The organism is Marinobacter vinifirmus, from assembly GCF_002258215.1.
Taxonomy (GTDB): Bacteria; Pseudomonadota; Gammaproteobacteria; order Pseudomonadales; family Oleiphilaceae; genus Marinobacter; species Marinobacter vinifirmus.
On sequence record NZ_NEFY01000005.1, the window covers coordinates 65,532 to 82,584 of the forward strand.

12 protein-coding genes are annotated in these 17,053 nt (G+C 61.8%); 1 reads left to right on the forward strand and 11 read right to left on the reverse strand.

Annotated elements, in window-relative coordinates; genetic code table 11:
* Window positions 1-5 precede the first annotated feature (5 nt).
* The 11 genes from B9Q17_RS08155 to pilG all read right to left on the reverse strand — a co-directional run bounded on the left by B9Q17_RS08155 (window position 6) and on the right by pilG (window position 15,750).
* On the reverse strand, window positions 6-818 hold the full coding sequence (locus B9Q17_RS08155; protein WP_094624832.1) for an iron chelate uptake ABC transporter family permease subunit: 813 nt from the start codon (window positions 816-818) through the stop codon (window positions 6-8).
* On the reverse strand, window positions 805-1,578 hold the full coding sequence (znuC, locus tag B9Q17_RS08160) for a zinc ABC transporter ATP-binding protein ZnuC (RefSeq protein WP_094624833.1): 774 nt from the start codon (window positions 1,576-1,578) through the stop codon (window positions 805-807). Before znuC ends, B9Q17_RS08155 begins: the two co-directional genes overlap by 14 nt.
* A complete protein-coding gene (locus tag B9Q17_RS08165; RefSeq protein WP_094624834.1) occupies window positions 1,571-2,062 on the reverse strand; it encodes a Fur family transcriptional regulator in 492 nt (163 codons plus the stop codon). Before B9Q17_RS08165 ends, znuC begins: the two co-directional genes overlap by 8 nt.
* Window positions 2,063-2,131: 69 nt before the next feature.
* The gene (locus tag B9Q17_RS08170; protein ID WP_094624835.1) at window positions 2,132-2,593 is read right to left on the reverse strand and encodes a chemotaxis protein CheW; all 462 of its coding nucleotides are present in this window, start codon (window positions 2,591-2,593) and stop codon (window positions 2,132-2,134) included.
* A 9-nt stretch (window positions 2,594-2,602) separates the two neighbouring features.
* Window positions 2,603-3,655, reverse strand: a complete 1,053-nt coding sequence (locus B9Q17_RS08175; protein WP_022990357.1) for a chemotaxis protein CheB — start codon at window positions 3,653-3,655, stop codon at window positions 2,603-2,605.
* Window positions 3,655-11,286 (reverse strand): hybrid sensor histidine kinase/response regulator, encoded by a 7,632-nt coding sequence (locus B9Q17_RS08180; RefSeq protein WP_094624836.1) that lies wholly within the window; start codon window positions 11,284-11,286, stop codon window positions 3,655-3,657. Before B9Q17_RS08180 ends, B9Q17_RS08175 begins: the two co-directional genes overlap by 1 nt.
* An 11-nt stretch (window positions 11,287-11,297) precedes the next feature.
* A complete protein-coding gene (locus B9Q17_RS08185) occupies window positions 11,298-12,197 on the reverse strand; it encodes a CheR family methyltransferase (protein ID WP_094624837.1) in 900 nt (299 codons plus the stop codon).
* 27 nt (window positions 12,198-12,224) lie between these two features.
* Window positions 12,225-14,300: a methyl-accepting chemotaxis protein gene (locus B9Q17_RS08190; RefSeq protein WP_094624838.1), complete on the reverse strand. Its 2,076-nt coding sequence runs from the start codon at window positions 14,298-14,300 to the stop codon at window positions 12,225-12,227.
* A 94-nt stretch (window positions 14,301-14,394) separates the two neighbouring features.
* Window positions 14,395-14,940, reverse strand: a complete 546-nt coding sequence (locus tag B9Q17_RS08195) for a chemotaxis protein CheW (RefSeq protein ID WP_058342093.1) — start codon at window positions 14,938-14,940, stop codon at window positions 14,395-14,397.
* Window positions 14,941-14,960: 20 nt separating this feature from the next.
* A complete protein-coding gene (pilH, locus tag B9Q17_RS08200) occupies window positions 14,961-15,323 on the reverse strand; it encodes a twitching motility response regulator PilH (protein WP_011787171.1) in 363 nt (120 codons plus the stop codon).
* A gap of 34 nt (window positions 15,324-15,357) precedes the next feature.
* The gene (pilG, locus tag B9Q17_RS08205; protein ID WP_022990362.1) at window positions 15,358-15,750 is read right to left on the reverse strand and encodes a twitching motility response regulator PilG; all 393 of its coding nucleotides are present in this window, start codon (window positions 15,748-15,750) and stop codon (window positions 15,358-15,360) included.
* 317 nt (window positions 15,751-16,067) lie between these two features.
* Here pilG and gshB point away from each other — a divergent pair, with 317 nt between their 5' ends.
* A complete protein-coding gene (gene gshB, locus B9Q17_RS08210; protein ID WP_094624839.1) occupies window positions 16,068-17,021 on the forward strand; it encodes a glutathione synthase in 954 nt (317 codons plus the stop codon).
* Window positions 17,022-17,053: the final 32 nt, after the last annotated feature.

Here is a 17,053-nt window from a genome sequence, read left to right on the forward strand (position 1 = left end):
GTGGCTCAGTGGCTGCTCTTGCGGGCCGCTCCGTAAACCAGCAGGAAGCTCAGGAAGGCGGTCACCACCACCGACGGGCCGGCGGGGGAGTCCAGGTACCAGGACATACTTAACCCGCCGGCAACTGCAATGAAGCCGAACACCACGGCCAGCGCCATCATATGCTCGGGGTTTTTCGCCAGCCGCCGGGCGGTTGCCGCCGGGATCACCAGCAGGGCGGTAATCAGCAGCACCCCGACAATCTTCATGGCGACTGCAATCACCAGCGAGAACATCAGCATCAGTGCCAGCCGCAGGCGCTCCACCGGAACACCTTCCACCCGCGCCAGTTCTTCGTGGATGGTACTCATCAGCAAACCGCGCCAGAGCACGGCCAGCAGGGTCAGTACCACCGCCGCGCCGCCATAGATCCACAGCAGGTCCTGGCGGCTCATGGCCAGCAGGTCACCAAACAGCAGGCCGGTGAGGTCTACCCGTACTTCCGGCATAAAGCTGAGGGTAACCAGGCCGATGGCCAGGGCCGAGTGCGCCAGGATGCCCAGCAGGGTGTCGGTCGACAGGGCCCGGGTACGGGACAACAGCACCAGCGCCAGGGCGATCACTACACAGGTGATGATCACCGCCAGGTTGAGCGGTACGCTGATCAGAAAGCTCAGGGCAATGCCCAGCAGGGCGGAGTGGGCCAGGGTGTCGCCGAAATAGGCCAGCCGGCGCCAGACCACAAAACAGCCCAGCGGCCCGGCCACCAGTGCCACCCCCAGGCCGCCGATCAGGGCTCGCCAGAAGAAATCGCCCAGCACCGCATCAATGATGCTCATGGTTACAGGCTCCCTGATGGCCGGTGCCGGCAACAACGTCGCCGTGCAGGTTATGTTGGTGGTTATGGTGGTGGTGATACACCGCCAGCGATTCCGCTACCTGGTGGCCGAAGGTTTCGATAAAGGCCGGGTCGTGGGAAATATCCGCCGGATAGCCGCTGCAGCAGACGTGCTGGTTCAGGCAGATCACCTTGTCGGTGGCAGCCATCACCAGGTGCAAATCGTGGGAGATCATGATGACGCCGCAGTGCAGTTCGTCCCGCAGCTCCCGGATCAGTTCGTACAGTGCGGCCTGGCCGTTGATGTCCACGCCCTGGGCGGGTTCGTCCAGCACCAGCAGGTCCGGTTTGCGCACCAGCGCGCGGGCCAGCAGTAAGCGCTGTTTTTCGCCGCCAGACAGGTGATGCACCGAGGCCTCCAGCAAATGGCTTACCCCGGTCCGGGCCAGCGCCGCCTCGCAATCTGCCAGCGGCTTGCCGCTGAGCAGCATGAAACGGCGCACGCTCAGGGGCAGGGTGGCTTCCAGGGTCAGGTGCTGGGGCACATAGCCGGTTACCAGCCCCGGGGCCCGTGATACCTTGCCGCTGGTGGCACGCTGCAGGCCGAGTACGGTTTTGATCAGGGTGGTTTTGCCGGCTCCGTTGGGGCCGATGATGGTGATGATGTCGCCCCGGTGTACGGTCAGGCTGACCCGGTTGACCACCAGCCGGTCATCAAACTGAACGGTAACGCCCTCCAGGTTTGCCAGCGCCTCAGTCATGGGCTTCTGCTCCCTGGCAACGGGGGCACAGACCAGAAATTTCCAGGGTGATGTCGTCGGGCCGGAAACCTTCGGCCCGGGCTGCGGCTTCAATCGATTCGCTGACCGTCGGCGCATCCAGTTCCAGCACATTGCCGCACTGGCGGCAGATCAGGAAGGTGCCACGATGGTGTTCGCCGGCATGGGGGCAGCCGATAAAGGCGTTCAGGGAGGCAATCCTGTGTACCAGTCCGTACTGCTGCAGGAAATCCAGGGCCCGGTACACGGTCGGTGGCGCGGCGTTGTGGCCCTCTTCGCCCAGCCGGGCCAGGATATCGTAGGCGCCCAGCGGTTTGTGGGACTGCCAGATCAGTTCCAGCACCCGCTCACGGATGGCCGTCAGGCGGGCATTCTGTTGCCGGCAAATGGTGCGGGCGTCGGCCAGGGCATGGCTGACGCAGGCATCATGGTTGTGGGGGCGGTAGGGGAGCGCGCGTTCGGGCATGGTCCGTGTCCTGCAAAGTTTGCAACATTATAACATTTGCAGGATCGGCTGCCATGGCCCGGGATGGAATCAGTTCCGGGCCTGCACCGCCAGGGATTCCAGGTATTCCAGGTTGGGAATCCAGGCCGCTTCGCCTTCTACGTCTACCAGCATCAGGTCGGCGGGGCCGGGCTCTCCGTCCAGCTTGCGCAGCTGGCTTTCATCCAGGCGGGCCTGGCTCGGAATGCCCTGGGTCACCAGGGCCATGAACGGCGCCTTGTTGTGGTCCGGGCCAATGGTGTTGAGCACAATGATACGGCCCCGGTTATCGCCCGGAACCGTGAGCGATCCGCCATTGGCGGCATCGTAGGATATGACCGGCAAGGTCAGTCCGCGCCAGTCCAGAAAACCCACCAGCCAGTCCGGGGTGTTGGCGCCGGCGTCTGTGCTGTTGAAATCCACCACCTCGGCGATGGACACGTTGGGCAGCAGCAAGTGACGGTCGTAGACAGGGATCATGACGCAGGGAAGCGTTTGGCTGTTCTCGTTCATTGTGTGTCCTCAGGCAGAATCCCGTTTTTGCCGGCCCTTGAGCAGGCAATGGTTTTCAATGGTTTTGATCAGTTCGCCGGCGAGCTGGTCCGGTGTGCCGCAGAAGCTGGCGCAGCCGGTGGCAGCGACAGACTCGGGCATCGAACTGTTGCCACAGCTGGCACTGTCCTGGACCCAGATCCGGCTGCCCCGTTTCTTCAGCAGCGGTGCGGCGATGGCGCCGTCGTTGCCCATCCCGGAGAACAGAATCGCGTGGCAGTGCTCGCGGAAGTGGTCAGCCACGTTCAGCAGCACCTGGTCGATAGACGGGCCATAGGGGCCGGGCCAGGGCTTGCCGGTGGCGGTCAGGCTGCCGTCGTCGGCGAACGACCACTCCTGTTCTACCGGCATCAGTACCACATCGCCGTTGCGAACCTTGTAGCCTTCCTCTGCCCGCTTCAGCTGGTAGTGGGCGTGGCGGCCCAGTACCCGGGTCAGCACGCCGGTAAAGTTGTCATCTATATGCTGGGCGTAGACAAAGCCGACCGGCAGGCCGGCCGGCAGGTGGTCCAGAAAGGTTTTCACCGCAGCGGGACCGCCCAGCGAAGCGCCCAGAACCCAGATCTCCTCGGCTACCGAACCCGGAGCCGCCGGGGTTATCCACTGGGGCAGTTGTGGTGCCTCGGGTGATGGCCGGGCGTGGACTTCCAGCTCTTCGATGTCGTTGGCGGAGTCCAGTTTCTCCAGGTGCCCCAGCTGCTTTTCCAGCTTGTTGAGCAAACGCCTTTCCCAGCGCACATAGTCCTTGGTGCCGGGCTTTGGAGCCTGGTCCATCCCGAACAGAACCGGGGCATCGGTGTGCTCCAGCAGGTGTTCGAACAGCGCCGGGTGGTCGGCTTCGTCTTCCAGGGTTACCAGCCACAGGGCGGCATCGGGAAACCCCGGATAATCCATCAGGCGGTCGGGGCCGCCGGAAAAGCTGACCTCAAGTCCGAACTTGCCGGCAGCCACCTGCAACCGGTGCCGCTGCAACACCACATCGGACACAATGCCGATGCCGGGCCGGCCGTCATGGCCGGTCATTACCCGTTCCCGGTCAGTCGTTTGATGGTTTCAAGCAGCTCGGCTTCCTGGAACGGCTTGCCCAGATATTCGTTGACGCCGATGGCCAGTGCCCGTTCCCGGTGTTTCTCGCCGGTCCGGGAGGTGATCATACAGATGGGCGTCTCTTTCAGGTTCTCGTCGTGGCGCACAAAGCTGGCCACTTCGAAACCGTCCATCCGGGGCATTTCGATATCCAGCAGGATAATGTCCGGACGATGGTCCTGCAGCTGGGCCACCGCATCCAGGCCGTCCTTCGCGAGGATAACCTCCATGCCGTTGCGCTCCAGCAGTCGGGAGGTAACCTTCCGTACGGTAACCGAGTCGTCCACCACCATAACCGTGGTGGTCTGGTCTTCGTAGCGGCCGGCTTCGCGGGCCTTGTCCAGGTTAGCCAGGCGCTGGCGCTCAGACAGGATGTCGGAACGGAGCATGGCCGGCAGGTCAAGAATCACCACCACGTTACCGTCACCCAGAATGGTGGCACCGGAAACGCCACGAACCGAGCTGAACTGCGGGCCGAGAGACTTAACCACGATTTCCCGGCTGCCCATCAGGTGGTCAACCTGCAGGGCCAGTGGCTGCTCGGCACCCCGTACCAGGATCACCGGCAGCGGCAGGGCCTGGCCTTGCAGCTTGGGCTGGTGGTCACTGTTCAGCAGGCTGCCCAGGTACTGCAGGCGATATTCCTGGCCGGCGTATTCGTACAGCGGTGCATCCGGCTTGTAGTACTCTTCCAGCTCGTAGGTGCTGACCCGCACGATACCTTCAATGGTGTTGAGCGGGATGGCGTAGAAGTCTTCGCCGGTGGCGACCATCAGGGCCCGGTTAACCGATACCGTGAATGGCAGGCGCACCGTGAAGGTAGTGCCACGCCCCAGGGCCGAATCGATATCCAGGCTGCCGCCGAGCTGCTTGATCTCGCTGGATACCACGTCCATACCCACGCCCCGGCCGGAAATCTGGGTCACCTGCTGGGCAGTAGAGAAGCCGGGCTGCAGGATGAACTGCAGGACTTCCCGTTCGGTAAGGTCTTCGTCTGCCCGCAGCAGGCCCTGGCGAATGGCCTTGTCACGGATCACTTCGGCGGGAATGCCTTTGCCGTCGTCGATCATGCGCAGCACCACGTCGCCACCTTCACGGGTCAGCGAGAGCACGACTTCACCGGTTTCCGGCTTGCCGGCACGGGCCCGGTCTTCGGGGCTTTCAATGCCGTGGTCGAGGGCGTTCCGCAGCATGTGTTCCAGCGGCGCAATCATGCGCTCAAGGATGTTGCGGTCCATTTCACCTTCGGCGTTGCGCACGTCGAAGTTGACCTTCTTGCCCAGTTCGTTGCTGATCTGGCGCACAATCCGGCGCAGTCTCGGCACCATGGAGGCAAACGGAATCATCCGGGTCTTCATCAGACCTTCCTGGAGTTCCGTGTTGATCCGGGACTGTTGCACCAGCAGGGTTTCGGTATCCCGTACCCGGTCAGACAGGGTTTCACGCAGGTCTGCAAGGTCGGAAGACGATTCGCTCAGTGCCCGTGACAGCTGCTGGATCGAGGAGTAGCGGTCCATTTCAAGCGGGTCGAAGTCGTCGCCGTAATCCGGGCCGTGTTCCTGTTCGGCACGGAACAGGATCTGGGCTTCGGTTTCGATATCCATCCGTCGCAACTGTTCGCGCAGACGCTCGATGGTAGCGGCCATTTCCTCAAGGGTGTGGCCGAAGTCGCTGGTCTGCTGTTCCAGGCGGCCGCGGGTAATACTGGTTTCACCGGCCAGGTTAACCAGCTCGTCCAGCAACGGTGCCGATACCCGGATGGTTTCCTGGGCGGCACGCTGGGCTTCCGCTGCTTTGTTGCGGGCCTTGGCCGGAGCCTGGGCCGGCTTGGCGGGCGCTGGCGGTTTCGGGGCTTCGGGCACCGGTGTTTCCGGCTCGGCGGCCTGCGGTTCGGGCTGCTCGTGTTCGGGTGCGTCTTCCGCGGGCTGCTCCGGCTGGACCACCGGGCTACCGTCGGCAAAGCGCCGGCGAACGTCGGAGACCAGCTCGATGACGGCGTCGTGGTCCTGGGTGATCTCCTGCCACTGGCTGTCGCCCGGGGCATTGCCGCCCAGGTCGATCAACCGGGTCTCCAAGGCATGGGCTTTGTCGCCCAGCATGCTCAGCTGGGACAGGCGGGCGCCACCTTTGAGGGTATGCAGGGCCCGCTGGGCTTCCTGGTTGTACTGGTGGTTGTTCGGGTCTTTGCGCCAGTCATCGAGCACCTGCTCGAGCTGGTCCATGATCTCGCCGGCTTCTTCCAGGAAGATTTCCAGCACTTCCGGGTCAACCGCATCGGCTTCGTCAGCGGCCGGTTCTGCCGTGGCTGTCGCTTGATCGCCCTGTTCAGCCGGTTCGGCCTGAACACTGCGGAAGGCTTCGATCAGATCGCTGGCGGCGGCCGGTTTATGGCCGTCTTCCAGGCTGTCGAGCATGCCCTTGAGGCTGGCGGCACCCTGATCGCTGAGCGCCAGCAACGCCTGTTGGTTGTTGCCGCCGGAGAGCAGGGGCTCGAGGCTGTCAGACCAGGCTTCGGCAAGGTCGGCCACCGGGTCGATATCGGACAACCGGGCACCACCCTTGAGGGTGTGCAGCTCCTGCTGCAGGCGGGTCAGAACGGTCAGTTCGTCCGGATCTTCGCGCCACTGGTCGAGGCACTCGGTAATGGCTTCGTGGATTTCCAGACCTTCATCCAGGAAGATGCCGGCCAGGTCGTCACCGCCCATGGCTTCGAAGGCTTCGGTGAGGTCTTCGTCAGCCTCAAGCCCGGTGTCTGGCATCCAGCCGGTGTCATCCGCTGTGTCTTCGGTAAGGTCTTGTGCCGGTTCCTGCCCTTCGCTGGCCGGTGCTGGTGTTTCACCGCGGAGAATCGCTTCTACCTGCTGAACCAGGTCGTTGGCCGGCGGGCAGGGCTTCTGGGTGGCAACCTGTTCCACCATTTGTGCCAGGCGGTCATGGCAGGCAAACAGCAGGTCGGTCATGTCGTTGCTGGCGGCCAGCTGGCCCTCGGCCACTTTTTCGAACAGGTCTTCCAGAACGTGGGTCAGGTCGCCAATGGCGTCGACACCGGCCATTCGCGCGCCACCCTTCAGGGTGTGCACATCGCGCTGCAGTTCTGCGGCCACGGCCTGGTTCGACGGATCTTCGCTCCAGGTGTGCAGGGCACTGCCGGTGGAGTTGATCAGGTCGTAGGCTTCTTCCAGGAAGATGCCGGTCAGTTCCGGGTCAAGGTCAGACAGGCCGGCCAGGGCATCCCCATCGGCACTGTCTGTGGCTTCCTCTTCGCTGTCCGCATCGAACGCGGCTTCGGCCTGGGCCAGAATGTCGTCGTCAAAGTCGGTCGCCGGTTCGCTACTGGCGCCGCCATCCCGGGCGCCATCGATCCAGGCATGGATATCGGCAATCAGGTCCGGGGCTGCTTCGGGCTGGTTGCCGGCTTCCAGGGTGTCGACCATGTTGGCCAACCGGTCATGGCACCGGAACAGCAGGTCAGACAACGAATCGCTGACGGCAAAACGCTGCTCGGTCAGGCCTTCGAACAGGGTTTCCAGTTCGTGGGACAGGTCACCGACGGGCGCAATGCCGGCTAGGCGGGCGCCGCCCTTGAGGGTGTGAAGGTCGCGCTGCAACAGGTGCAGGGTATCCAGGTTGCCGGTGTCTTCGCTCCAGGTCTGCAGCGAGGTTGCGGTGCTGTCGACCAGGTCCCGCGCTTCTTCCAGGAAAATGGCAGCGAGTTCGTCGTCCAGTTCGCTGTCTTCGTCGGTGGCAGCTGCAGTTTCGAACGCAGGTTCTTCGCTCAGCCAGCCTTCGCCAGGCGACTCGGGTTCCGGCTGCTCGTCGGGCTGGCCGAGTTCGTCGAATTCCAGGCTCAGGTCGATTTCGTCGAGATCGCCGGAGAACTGTTGCTCGAATTCCTGCTCCAGCTCGCTCTCGTCTGCCCGGTTCGCGAGGGCGTAGAGTTCGTCGATCAGGTTGTCATTGCTCTCGGTGGCCAGGCCGGCGGCGACCTGGTCCATCAAGTTGATCAGTTGCTCATGGCCGGTGCGCAGGGTGCCGAAGAAGGTATCGTCCGGCTCCAGCTGCTTTTCGGATACCGTGCTGTAGGCCTGGTTCAGTGCAGCGGCCAGCTCGGTAACATCCACCAGGCCGGCTTCCGCCGCGCCGGCAGCCAGTTGTTCCAGCTCTTTCTGCAGGGTCTCCACAGACTGGCGCTGGTCCGGATGGCGGGACCATTCATCCAGGATGCTCTCGGCATCCAGCACAATGTCCAGGCCCTCGTTCAGGAACAGCTGTACCAGCTGGGACGGTGCCCGGGTGTCCGGTTGCAGTTCATCGGCCGGGTCAGAGGACTGCAGGGTACGCTGGTACACCTGCTCCAGGCGGGCCAGGTAGTCTTCGGTACCTTCGAGGTCTGCCTGCGGGTTATCCCGGAGCTGGGCCAGGCCGCGGGTCAGGAACTCCTTGGCATCGGCAATCAGTTCCAGTACATCACGGTCTGCCCGCTTGTTCTGGGCACGGGATTCCTTAACAAAGCGTTCCAGCGGGGTGATGACGGCGGCGATGGGGGTAATGCCAGCCGTGTTCGCGCTGCCCTTGAGGGTGTGCAGTGCCCGGGACAGATCGTCGGTGTAGCTGACGGTGGCCTTGTCGCCGGCGGTTGCCAGGTAGTCGTTGATGGTCTGCAGGTGGGTTTCGGTTTCGTTCTCGAAAATTTCCAGCAGGATCGGGTCAACGGCGTATTCATCGTCGTCGTAGTCAGCGGCTTCAGTGGCTTCAGCGTCGCTGTCGGTTTCCTGGACGCCAACGGTGTCAGGTTCAGCCAGTGATTCGGAGTCGGCTGCCGGCATGGTGCTGGCGTCCGGGATCTCTCCGTTGGCCAGGGCATTGGCGCGGGCTTCAAGGGCCGAGGTATCCAACGCTGCCGGGCGGCGGTTCTCGAAGTCGGAAACCAGGCCGGGCACGGCATCGGTGACATCCTGCAGCAGGCTGGCCACGTCTTCGGTCATGAAGATGCTGCCATCAATGACCCGGTTCAGCATGTTTTCCACAGACCAGGCCAGTTCGCCGATCACACTGGCGCCAACCATGCGGCCGCTGCCTTTGAGGGTGTGGAATGCGCGGCGTACTTCGGTCAGGGCGCTGCGATCGTCGTGCTGGCGCAGCAGCATCGGCAGGTATTCGCGAATGGTGTCCAGAACTTCGCCGGCTTCCTCAACAAAGATCTCGAGGATTTCGTCGTCGATCAGGTCGTCGGCGTCCGCCTCTGTTTCGCCAGTGCTCTCCGGCTGGGCCAGTTCCGGTTCCGCTTCGGGTTCCGGAACCGCGGCCGGGGCCTCAGTGACGGTCTCGGTTGCTTCGGTTGCTTCGGTCGCTTCCGTTTCTGCGGTGCCGGTTTCGGTGCGGCGGGTGGTGGCCAGGGCTTCGGCCCGGCTGATCAGGCCATCAACATCGCCGGTGTAGTCACCCCGGCGGAATTCCTGGATCAGGGACGGAATGCGTGCGTTGACCTCGTCGACCAGGGCGAAGGTGTCGTCATTGAGCTTGAGGGTCTGGTCGATCACCCGGTTCAGCAGGTTCTCCACAGACCAGGCCAGCTCGCCAATGGAGGTGGCTCCCACCATGCGGCCACTGCCCTTGAGGGTGTGGAAGGCCCGGCGTACTTCGGTCAGGGCATCGCGGTCGTCGTAATTCTGGCGTAGACGGGGGTAATGCTCGTGGATGGTCTGCAGCACTTCCTCGGCTTCTTCGACGAAGATACCGAGGATTTCGTCGTCGACCAGGTCCTGGTCGGAGGTCTTGGCTTCCTGGGCGGGCTCTTCGACGGCCGCCCCGGTATCCAGTACCGGCAGTTCGTCCGGCTGGAGGTCCTCTTCGGCTTGCTGCCAGGTGGGTTCCTGGCCGACCGGGAAGCCGAGGCTGGCCAGGCTGTCTTCGGCAACGCGCAGGATAGCGTCGTTCTCGGTGATGCCGTCGGCCAGGTGCTCCAGGTAGTATTCAATGCTGGTTACCGCATCGGCCAGGGTGTCGAGCTGTTTCCAGTCCGGTACCTGTTTGCCGTTGAGCAGAACGTCGGTTACGTAGCGTTCGGCGGAGGCCAGCATGTCGGCTACACGCTCCAGCGGCAACAGCGACAGGCCGCCGCGGATGCTGTGCAGCAACTCAGGAACGTGTTCTACTTCCCGGGTATCCCACTGGGAAGCGATAAAGTTCACAATCGAGGATTTGACCTGTTCCAGGGTGTTGCGGGATTCCCGGATCAGCGCTTCGTTAGCCTCGCCCAGTTCCTGGGAGCCAAGGTGGAATTCACTGTCGCCGGTGGCTGCCGGTTCGTGGCGATCGCTGTCCAGTCCGGCCAGGCTGGCCTCGACGTAGAGCAGGGCGCCGGCGATATCCATCAGGGTGCCGTCGTCGACGGTGTCGCTCTGGGTGCTGAGCTTTTCCACCAGTTCGATCTGGTCAGTAACCACTTTGCGCGGAATGCCCAGGCCGATCACTGCCAGGGTGTTGGCTACCTGGCGCATACCCGGCAGCAGTTCTTCCAGTTCATCGTTCTGGCGCAGCTCGGCCCGGACAAACAGGTCCAGCTGGTCTTTCAGGCGAGCCAGTTCTTCGTTCAACGCACTCACCACCGAATGGATGGCGTCCCGGCCCGGGCCGGAAACCCGGGTGCGGGCGGCGTCGACATCGCTGTCCGAGGGCAGGGCATCATCCAGCTGGTAGGCCTGGCGCAGGGCGCTGACCTGGGGCATGTCCAGGTCGCGGGCGCGGGCGACGTAGTACAGCAGGTGCTTGAACAGGGCTTCGGGTACCGGCTGTTGCAGGATGCTGCTGTGTTCGTCGGTGAGCCTGCGGATTTCCGCGTCCAGCTCCCGCAACAGGGATTTGACCGCAGTGTTGACCGGGTTGGCACCGCCCTGGAGTGTTTCGATAAAGCCGCTGGCGGCTTTGTAGAGTTCACCCCTCGGGGTTTTCTGGCACAGGCGGATCAGGCGCTGGAGCACCTTCTGCATGTAGTTGAAGTGGGCTGAGAGGCTTTCCTCGCGCACTACGCCGGCCAGGGCAAACTGGTACATCTGGCGCAGTTTGCGCAGGTGGCCGAGAACCTTGGGATCTTGCAGGCGTTCTGAAACAGCGGCGCTGACCTGCAGCTGTGAGGGGGTCAGGTCAGGCTTGAACAGTGAGGTATCAGACAGCAGGGAATCGCCCCGGGCAGCCCGGAGGTCGTTCAGCAGGGGCAGCAGCACCATCGGGAAATCGTCCTGGCTGCTGTCCAGGTGTTCCAGGTATTGCGGCAGCTGCAGGATGGCCTGCATCAGTACTTCAACGGCATCGTCAACGCTGGTGACGGATTCGTTCAGAATGGCCTGGGTCAGTTTCTCCATCTCTTCGGTGAGCAGGGCTGCACCGTAGAGTTCCACCATTTGCAGGGTACCGTGTACCTGGTGGAGGTAGTTCAGGCAGAAGCGCAGGCGTGCGGTGTCGTCGCGATTCTCGACGTACGCTTCCAGTGCATGCTGGCCTTGAGTCAGCGTGTCCTGTATTTCGCCCCGAACCCAGTCGAGGGCGATACTGTCATGGTGATTGCCCATAACCACTCCGGTTATTCTTCGTCGGGCTGGCGCTTGATCCACGCCAGTACATGTTCCGAGGGAACCCTCTGCAGGCCCGGTGGCTGCCAATCGGTCAGTTCACCCTGGCCAAGCACCAGTAAGCCCCCCGGTGCCAGACGCTCTGCTAGCCTTTTCACAATGTCCCGCCGACGCCAGCGGCGGAAATAAATCAGCAGGTTCTGGCAGAAGATAATGTTCATGCCGTGCATGGGTGCCTTGCCCAGATCCATTACGTTGAGCCTGGTAAAACACACCCGTTCACGGATGCTGTTCACGATTTCTACGGTGTTCCTTTCGGCAGGGCGGAAGTACCTGGCTTTCAGGTCTTCATCCATACCCAGCAACTTGCGGGCGCTGTACTGGCCCAGCCTGGCCTTCTCGATGGCCGGCTGGCTGATGTCCGAACCGGTTACCCCGAACAGGGGCTGCAGAGCCAGCTGGTTCATGCATTCGTTCAGAATCATCGCGAGGGTGTAGGGCTCCTCGCCGGTGGAGCAGCCCACACTCCAGGCTTCCAGTGCACGCTTTCTCAGTTGCTCCCGGGGCCGGGTCAGTACGTAATCGGCCACCAGCCTGAAGGCATCGGCATCCCGGAAAAACCGGGTTTCCTGCACGGTCAGGCGGTCCACCAGTGTGGCCCATTCCCTGATGGCATCCGGGCCGGATACGATTTTCTCGTAGTAGGCCTGGTAGCTGCTGCAGCCGATTTCCCGCATCCGGATTCCCAGGTTGGTTTCCAGGAAGGAGCGGCGGTCGGCCGTCAGGGTCATGCCGGTACGGTGTTCCAGCAGGGTCTGCCACTGGTTGAACTGCGCCTCGTCCATATCCGGAAGCCGGCGCAGTGCCCAGATCCCTTCGGCGGCTGACAGCTGGTTATGCATCTGAGCCATAAACCGTTATCTGCCCCGGGCCGGTGATCAGCTGACCACCGGGATATCGTTGTCCTGCTCTTGTTCCTGGTCGGCCTGGTCTTCATCCGGCAGGGTGAAGCCGGCAACGGAGGACCGCAGCTCGGACGCCATTTCAGCCAGGTTACCGATAGACTTCGCCGTGGCGTTGGTACCGGAGGAGGTCTGCGAGGTGATTTCCTGGATAACGTTCATCGTGTTGGAAATGTGCGCCGCAGAGGACGATTGCTGGCGTGCCGCGTTGGAGATGTTCTGGATCAGCTCCGCCAGGGACATGGATACGTTCTCGATTTCCTCGAGGGCGATACCCGCGTCCTGGGCCAGACGGGCACCACGGACCACCTCGGCGGTGGTGTGTTCCATGGAGATAACCGCTTCGTTGGTGTCAGACTGGATCGTCTTAACCAGCGCTTCAATCTGCTTGGTTGCCGCAGAGGAACGTTCCGCAAGGCGCTGAACTTCGTCCGCAACCACCGCGAAGCCCCGGCCCGCGTCACCGGCCATGGAGGCCTGGATTGCTGCGTTCAGGGACAGGATGTTGGTCTGGTCGGCGATGTCGTTGATCAGGGATACGATGTCACCGATTTCCTGGGAGGATTCACCCAGACGCTTGATCCGCTTGGAGGTCTCCTGGATCTGCTCCCGGATGTTGTCCATGCCGCGGATGGTGTTCTGTACCACTTCCGCGCCTTTCTTCGCGATCGCAACCGACCGCTCCGCAACCGCTGAGGATTCCGCGGCGTTGGAAGATACCTGGTCGATGGACACCGCCATCTCGTTAACCGCGGCAGAGGCGCCGGCAATTTCCTGGGCCTGGTGCTCGGAAGCATCCGCCAGGTGCATGGCTGTGGCCTGGGTTTCCTGGGCCGCACCGGCTACCCGTACGGCAGTACCCCGGATGGCCTGTACCAGCCCGCGCATCTGGTCGATCGCGTAGTTGATGGAGTCGGCGATGGCACCGGTGAAGTCCTCGGTTACCGTGGCCTCGGTGGTCAGGTCACCATCGGCCAGGTCGGCCAGTTCGTCCAGCAGTCGCAGGATCGCGTTCTGGTTCTGCTCGTTCTGTTCCTGGGTGGTGGCCAGTCGGGACTGGGCATCGCGGTACAGGGCCAGGCCGATGAACACTACAATCGCTACCATGGCCGCCAGGATGAAGAAGGCCAGGGTGGGGCTGACCAGGCGGGAGCCGGACTGGGAGCCAAAGCCGTCAGCCAGTACCGACAGCTCGGCCAGCAGGATTTCGGAGTTCTGGAAGATGTCGCTGGCAGCGGTACGAACCTTGAAGAGGTCGGGAGAGGCTTCAAGAATCGCGTCAACGTTCTGGGAAACGAATTCGAACAGCTCGTCAACCGCTTCCAGGCCGTAGATGGCGTCTTCATCGGCGACCCGGGTGATGCCCATGGCCGGGTTGCCGTTGAGCTGGCCTTCGAGTACCCGGCCGAACAGGCTGGCGTCGCGGCCGAAACGGTCGGCGGCGATAACGGCGTCTTCGTCACCGGACAGTACGTTGTTAACGGAGCGGACAATACGCTCGGCCAGCAGGGACTGGCGCTGGGCCAGGGAGATCTGCTCGGCGGGTGCGCCGTTATCCAGCAGGATCTGAACGATATCGTCGTATTCCACCTGCAGCTGCGGAATGGTTTCGTTCAGGGTGCGGGCTACTTCATGCAGGCCCAGTACCGCTTCCCGGGTAGACAGGATGCTGTCGGCGTTTTCGCGAACACTGTTCCAGTGCTGCTGTACACCGCTCTGTTGTGCCAGTTCACTGGCCGGAAGGCCGGTTTCCGGATTGCCTTCGGTAACACTGGTCCAGAGTTGCTGGAACTCGTCCCGGGAGCGACGCAACTGGTCGAACGCTTCGGCGGTACCACCGGCAGCCTCGGTCGCGTTCTTCGCAATCTCCTGGGACAGCACCCGCATTTCTGCAGTGTTGGCAATGTATTGCTGATCGTTCTGGCCGTCCTTGTTGATGATGAACAGCACCACAACGAGCAGGACGGTAAGTGCAATCAGCGCTGCGATCAGGCCGGCAACGAGTTTGTTGCCGCCCTGTCCGGTACTGAGTCTTCCGGCTCTGTTTTTCATTTTCTGGCTCCCGGCCTCTTTCTTCTGGAAATGGCAATATTGGTGTAGCGGGCTTCAGATGGACAGGGTGATGTGCCTGCCAGTGCCATCACCCTTACCACTGTGCAACATCAAGAAAGCGTTCGTCTTCCACCAGGGTGGCGGCAGAGAATACTTTCCAGATTTCGTCGTTACGTTCGTAGCCGCCGTTCACAAACGGCTGAACGTTTTCGGGCACACCGCTGGTGCTGGCCCTGAAACTGTCTTTTGCGAAATACTGCATGCCCAGCACGGTGTCGACCACCAGGCCGCTGAATACATCGCCCTGCTCAACCACCAGCACCCGCCGTTCACGGGCATTCCGTGAAGAGCGGGGGATGTCGAAGAAGTTGGCAAGGTCAACCAGCGGCAGTAACCGGCCCCGGACGTTGGCGGCACCCAGCAGGAACGGGCGGACGCCCGGAATGTGGGTAAACCGGGGCACGTGCAGGATTTCTGTGACTTCCCCCATCGGGGCAACGTAGTGCTCGCCGGCCAGGATGAAGCCGATACCGTTCCACAGTTCAACGGCTTCTTCCTGCTCCGGCAGGCCGGCCGCCATGGAACGGCTGCGCCGGGCGATATCCGTCAGAACAGCAAAAGGGGCGGCCTGGGCGGACATGCGAACTCCAAAGTCAGGGATCAGGCAATCAGGCTGTTGATTGTCTTGATCAGGTCGTCTTCGTTAACTGGCTTGACCAGGTAACCCTTGGCACCCTGGCGGGTTCCCCACACCCGGTCAGTTTCCTGATCCTTGGTGGTTACGATCACAACCGGAATAGATGCGGTTTCCGGTGCGCGGGTCAGCTGGCGTGTCGCCTGGAAGCCGTTCAGGCCGGGCATGACCACGTCCATCAGCACCAGGTCCGGAGTTTCCGCGCGGGCCTTGGCTACGCCGTCGGCGCCGTTGTCGGCGGTCAGCACTTCGTGCTTGTGCTTTTCCAGGATGGTGGAGATTTTCTTAACTTCGGTTGGCGAATCGTCAACAATCAGAATGCGGGCCATGGTTTCCTCGATGGTTCTGGGGGTTCAGCAGGTTTTACTGTTCCGCCTGCGGCATGTAGTGGCGGATGGTGTTGAGCAGCTCATCCTTGCTGAAGGGTTTGGTCAGATACTGGTCGGAGCCTACGATGCGGCCTTTAGCCTTGTCGAACAGGCCGTCCTTGCTCGAAAGCATGATTACCGGCGTCTTCTTGAAAGAGGAATTGTTCTTGATCAGTGCGCAGGTCTGGTAGCCGTCCAGGCGGGGCATCATGATGTCAACAAAGATGATGTCCGGCTGGGAATCGGCAATCTTGGCCAGAGCGTCAAAGCCGTCAGTGGCAGTGATGACCTCACAACCGACTTTTTTCAGAAGGGTTTCTGCGGTGCGACGAATGGTTTTGCTGTCGTCGATCACCATGATCTTCAAGTTCTCGAAGTTGTCATCCATTGTCCAACTGCCTTGCGCTCTAGCGACTGTCGTTATTTTCGAACGGGGTTTTTAACACAAACATTAAGGTTGATCTATAAACCCCGCACATTTATAGAATATCGATGGCCGGATAAAAAGCATTAGTTTGTGACCAAATGTACTTCTGCCCGCTGCGTCACGGATTGATGTGGCGATTTATCCGGATGCATTTATGGCTCGGGTACAATACCATCTAGGGTTTCAGCATAGCACCTTGCACCGGTTTGCTCTGTATACCGGTTCGTGTTTTTGACGGAGCAACTTCCCGCTCCCCAACCGACTTTCCAGGAGACTCTATGACAATCCGGCTCGGGATCGTGATGGATCCGATCGAGGATATCCATTTCAAGAAAGACAGCTCACTGGCCATGTTGCTGGCGGCCCAGAAACGGGGCTGGGAAATCGAGTACATGGAATTGCCGGATATGTACCTGGCCGGTGGCCAGGCCCGTGCCCATACCCGCAAGCTGACGGTGCATAACGATCCGGAAAACTGGTTCAGCTACGGTGCCGCTGAAGACACGGCACTGGGCGACCTGGATGTGATCCTGATGCGCAAGGATCCCCCGGTCGACAGGGAGTTCCTGATGGCCACCTATATACTGGAAGCGGCGGAACAGCAGGGTGCCCTGGTGGTCAATCCGGCCGCCACGTTGCGGGATTGCAACGAGAAGCTGTTTGCCACCCAGTTTGAAGACCTGACACCGCCGCTGATCGTGACCCGCTCCTCCCAGCGTTTCCGGGATTTCTATGCCGAGCACGGCGACATCATCATGAAGCCCGTAGATGGCATGGGTGGTCGCTCGATTTTCCGCGTTAAAGAAAACGACGCCAACCTGGGTGTGATCATCGAAACCCTGACCAACCATGGCGCGCACCAGGCCATGGCCCAGAAATTCATTCCGGAAATCACCGACGGTGACAAGCGCATCCTGCTGATTGATGGCGAGCCGGTGCCCTACGCCCTTGCGCGCATTCCTTCGCAAGGCGAGAATCGCGGCAACCTGGCCGCCGGCGGCCGGGGTGAGGGCCGTGAACTGACCGCCAGGGATCGTGAAATCTGTGCCCGGGTGGCGCCGGTGATCAAGGCCAAGGGCCTGATGTTTGTGGGCCTGGATGTGATTGGCGACTACCTCACCGAAATCAACGTAACCAGTCCCACCTGCATCCGGGAACTGGACGCTGCCTTCGGCATCGATATTGCCGGTATGTTGCTGGACGCCGTGGAGCGCCGGTTGTCACAGGGCTGAACAGCACCGGTAATGCGGGCACAGAATCAGGA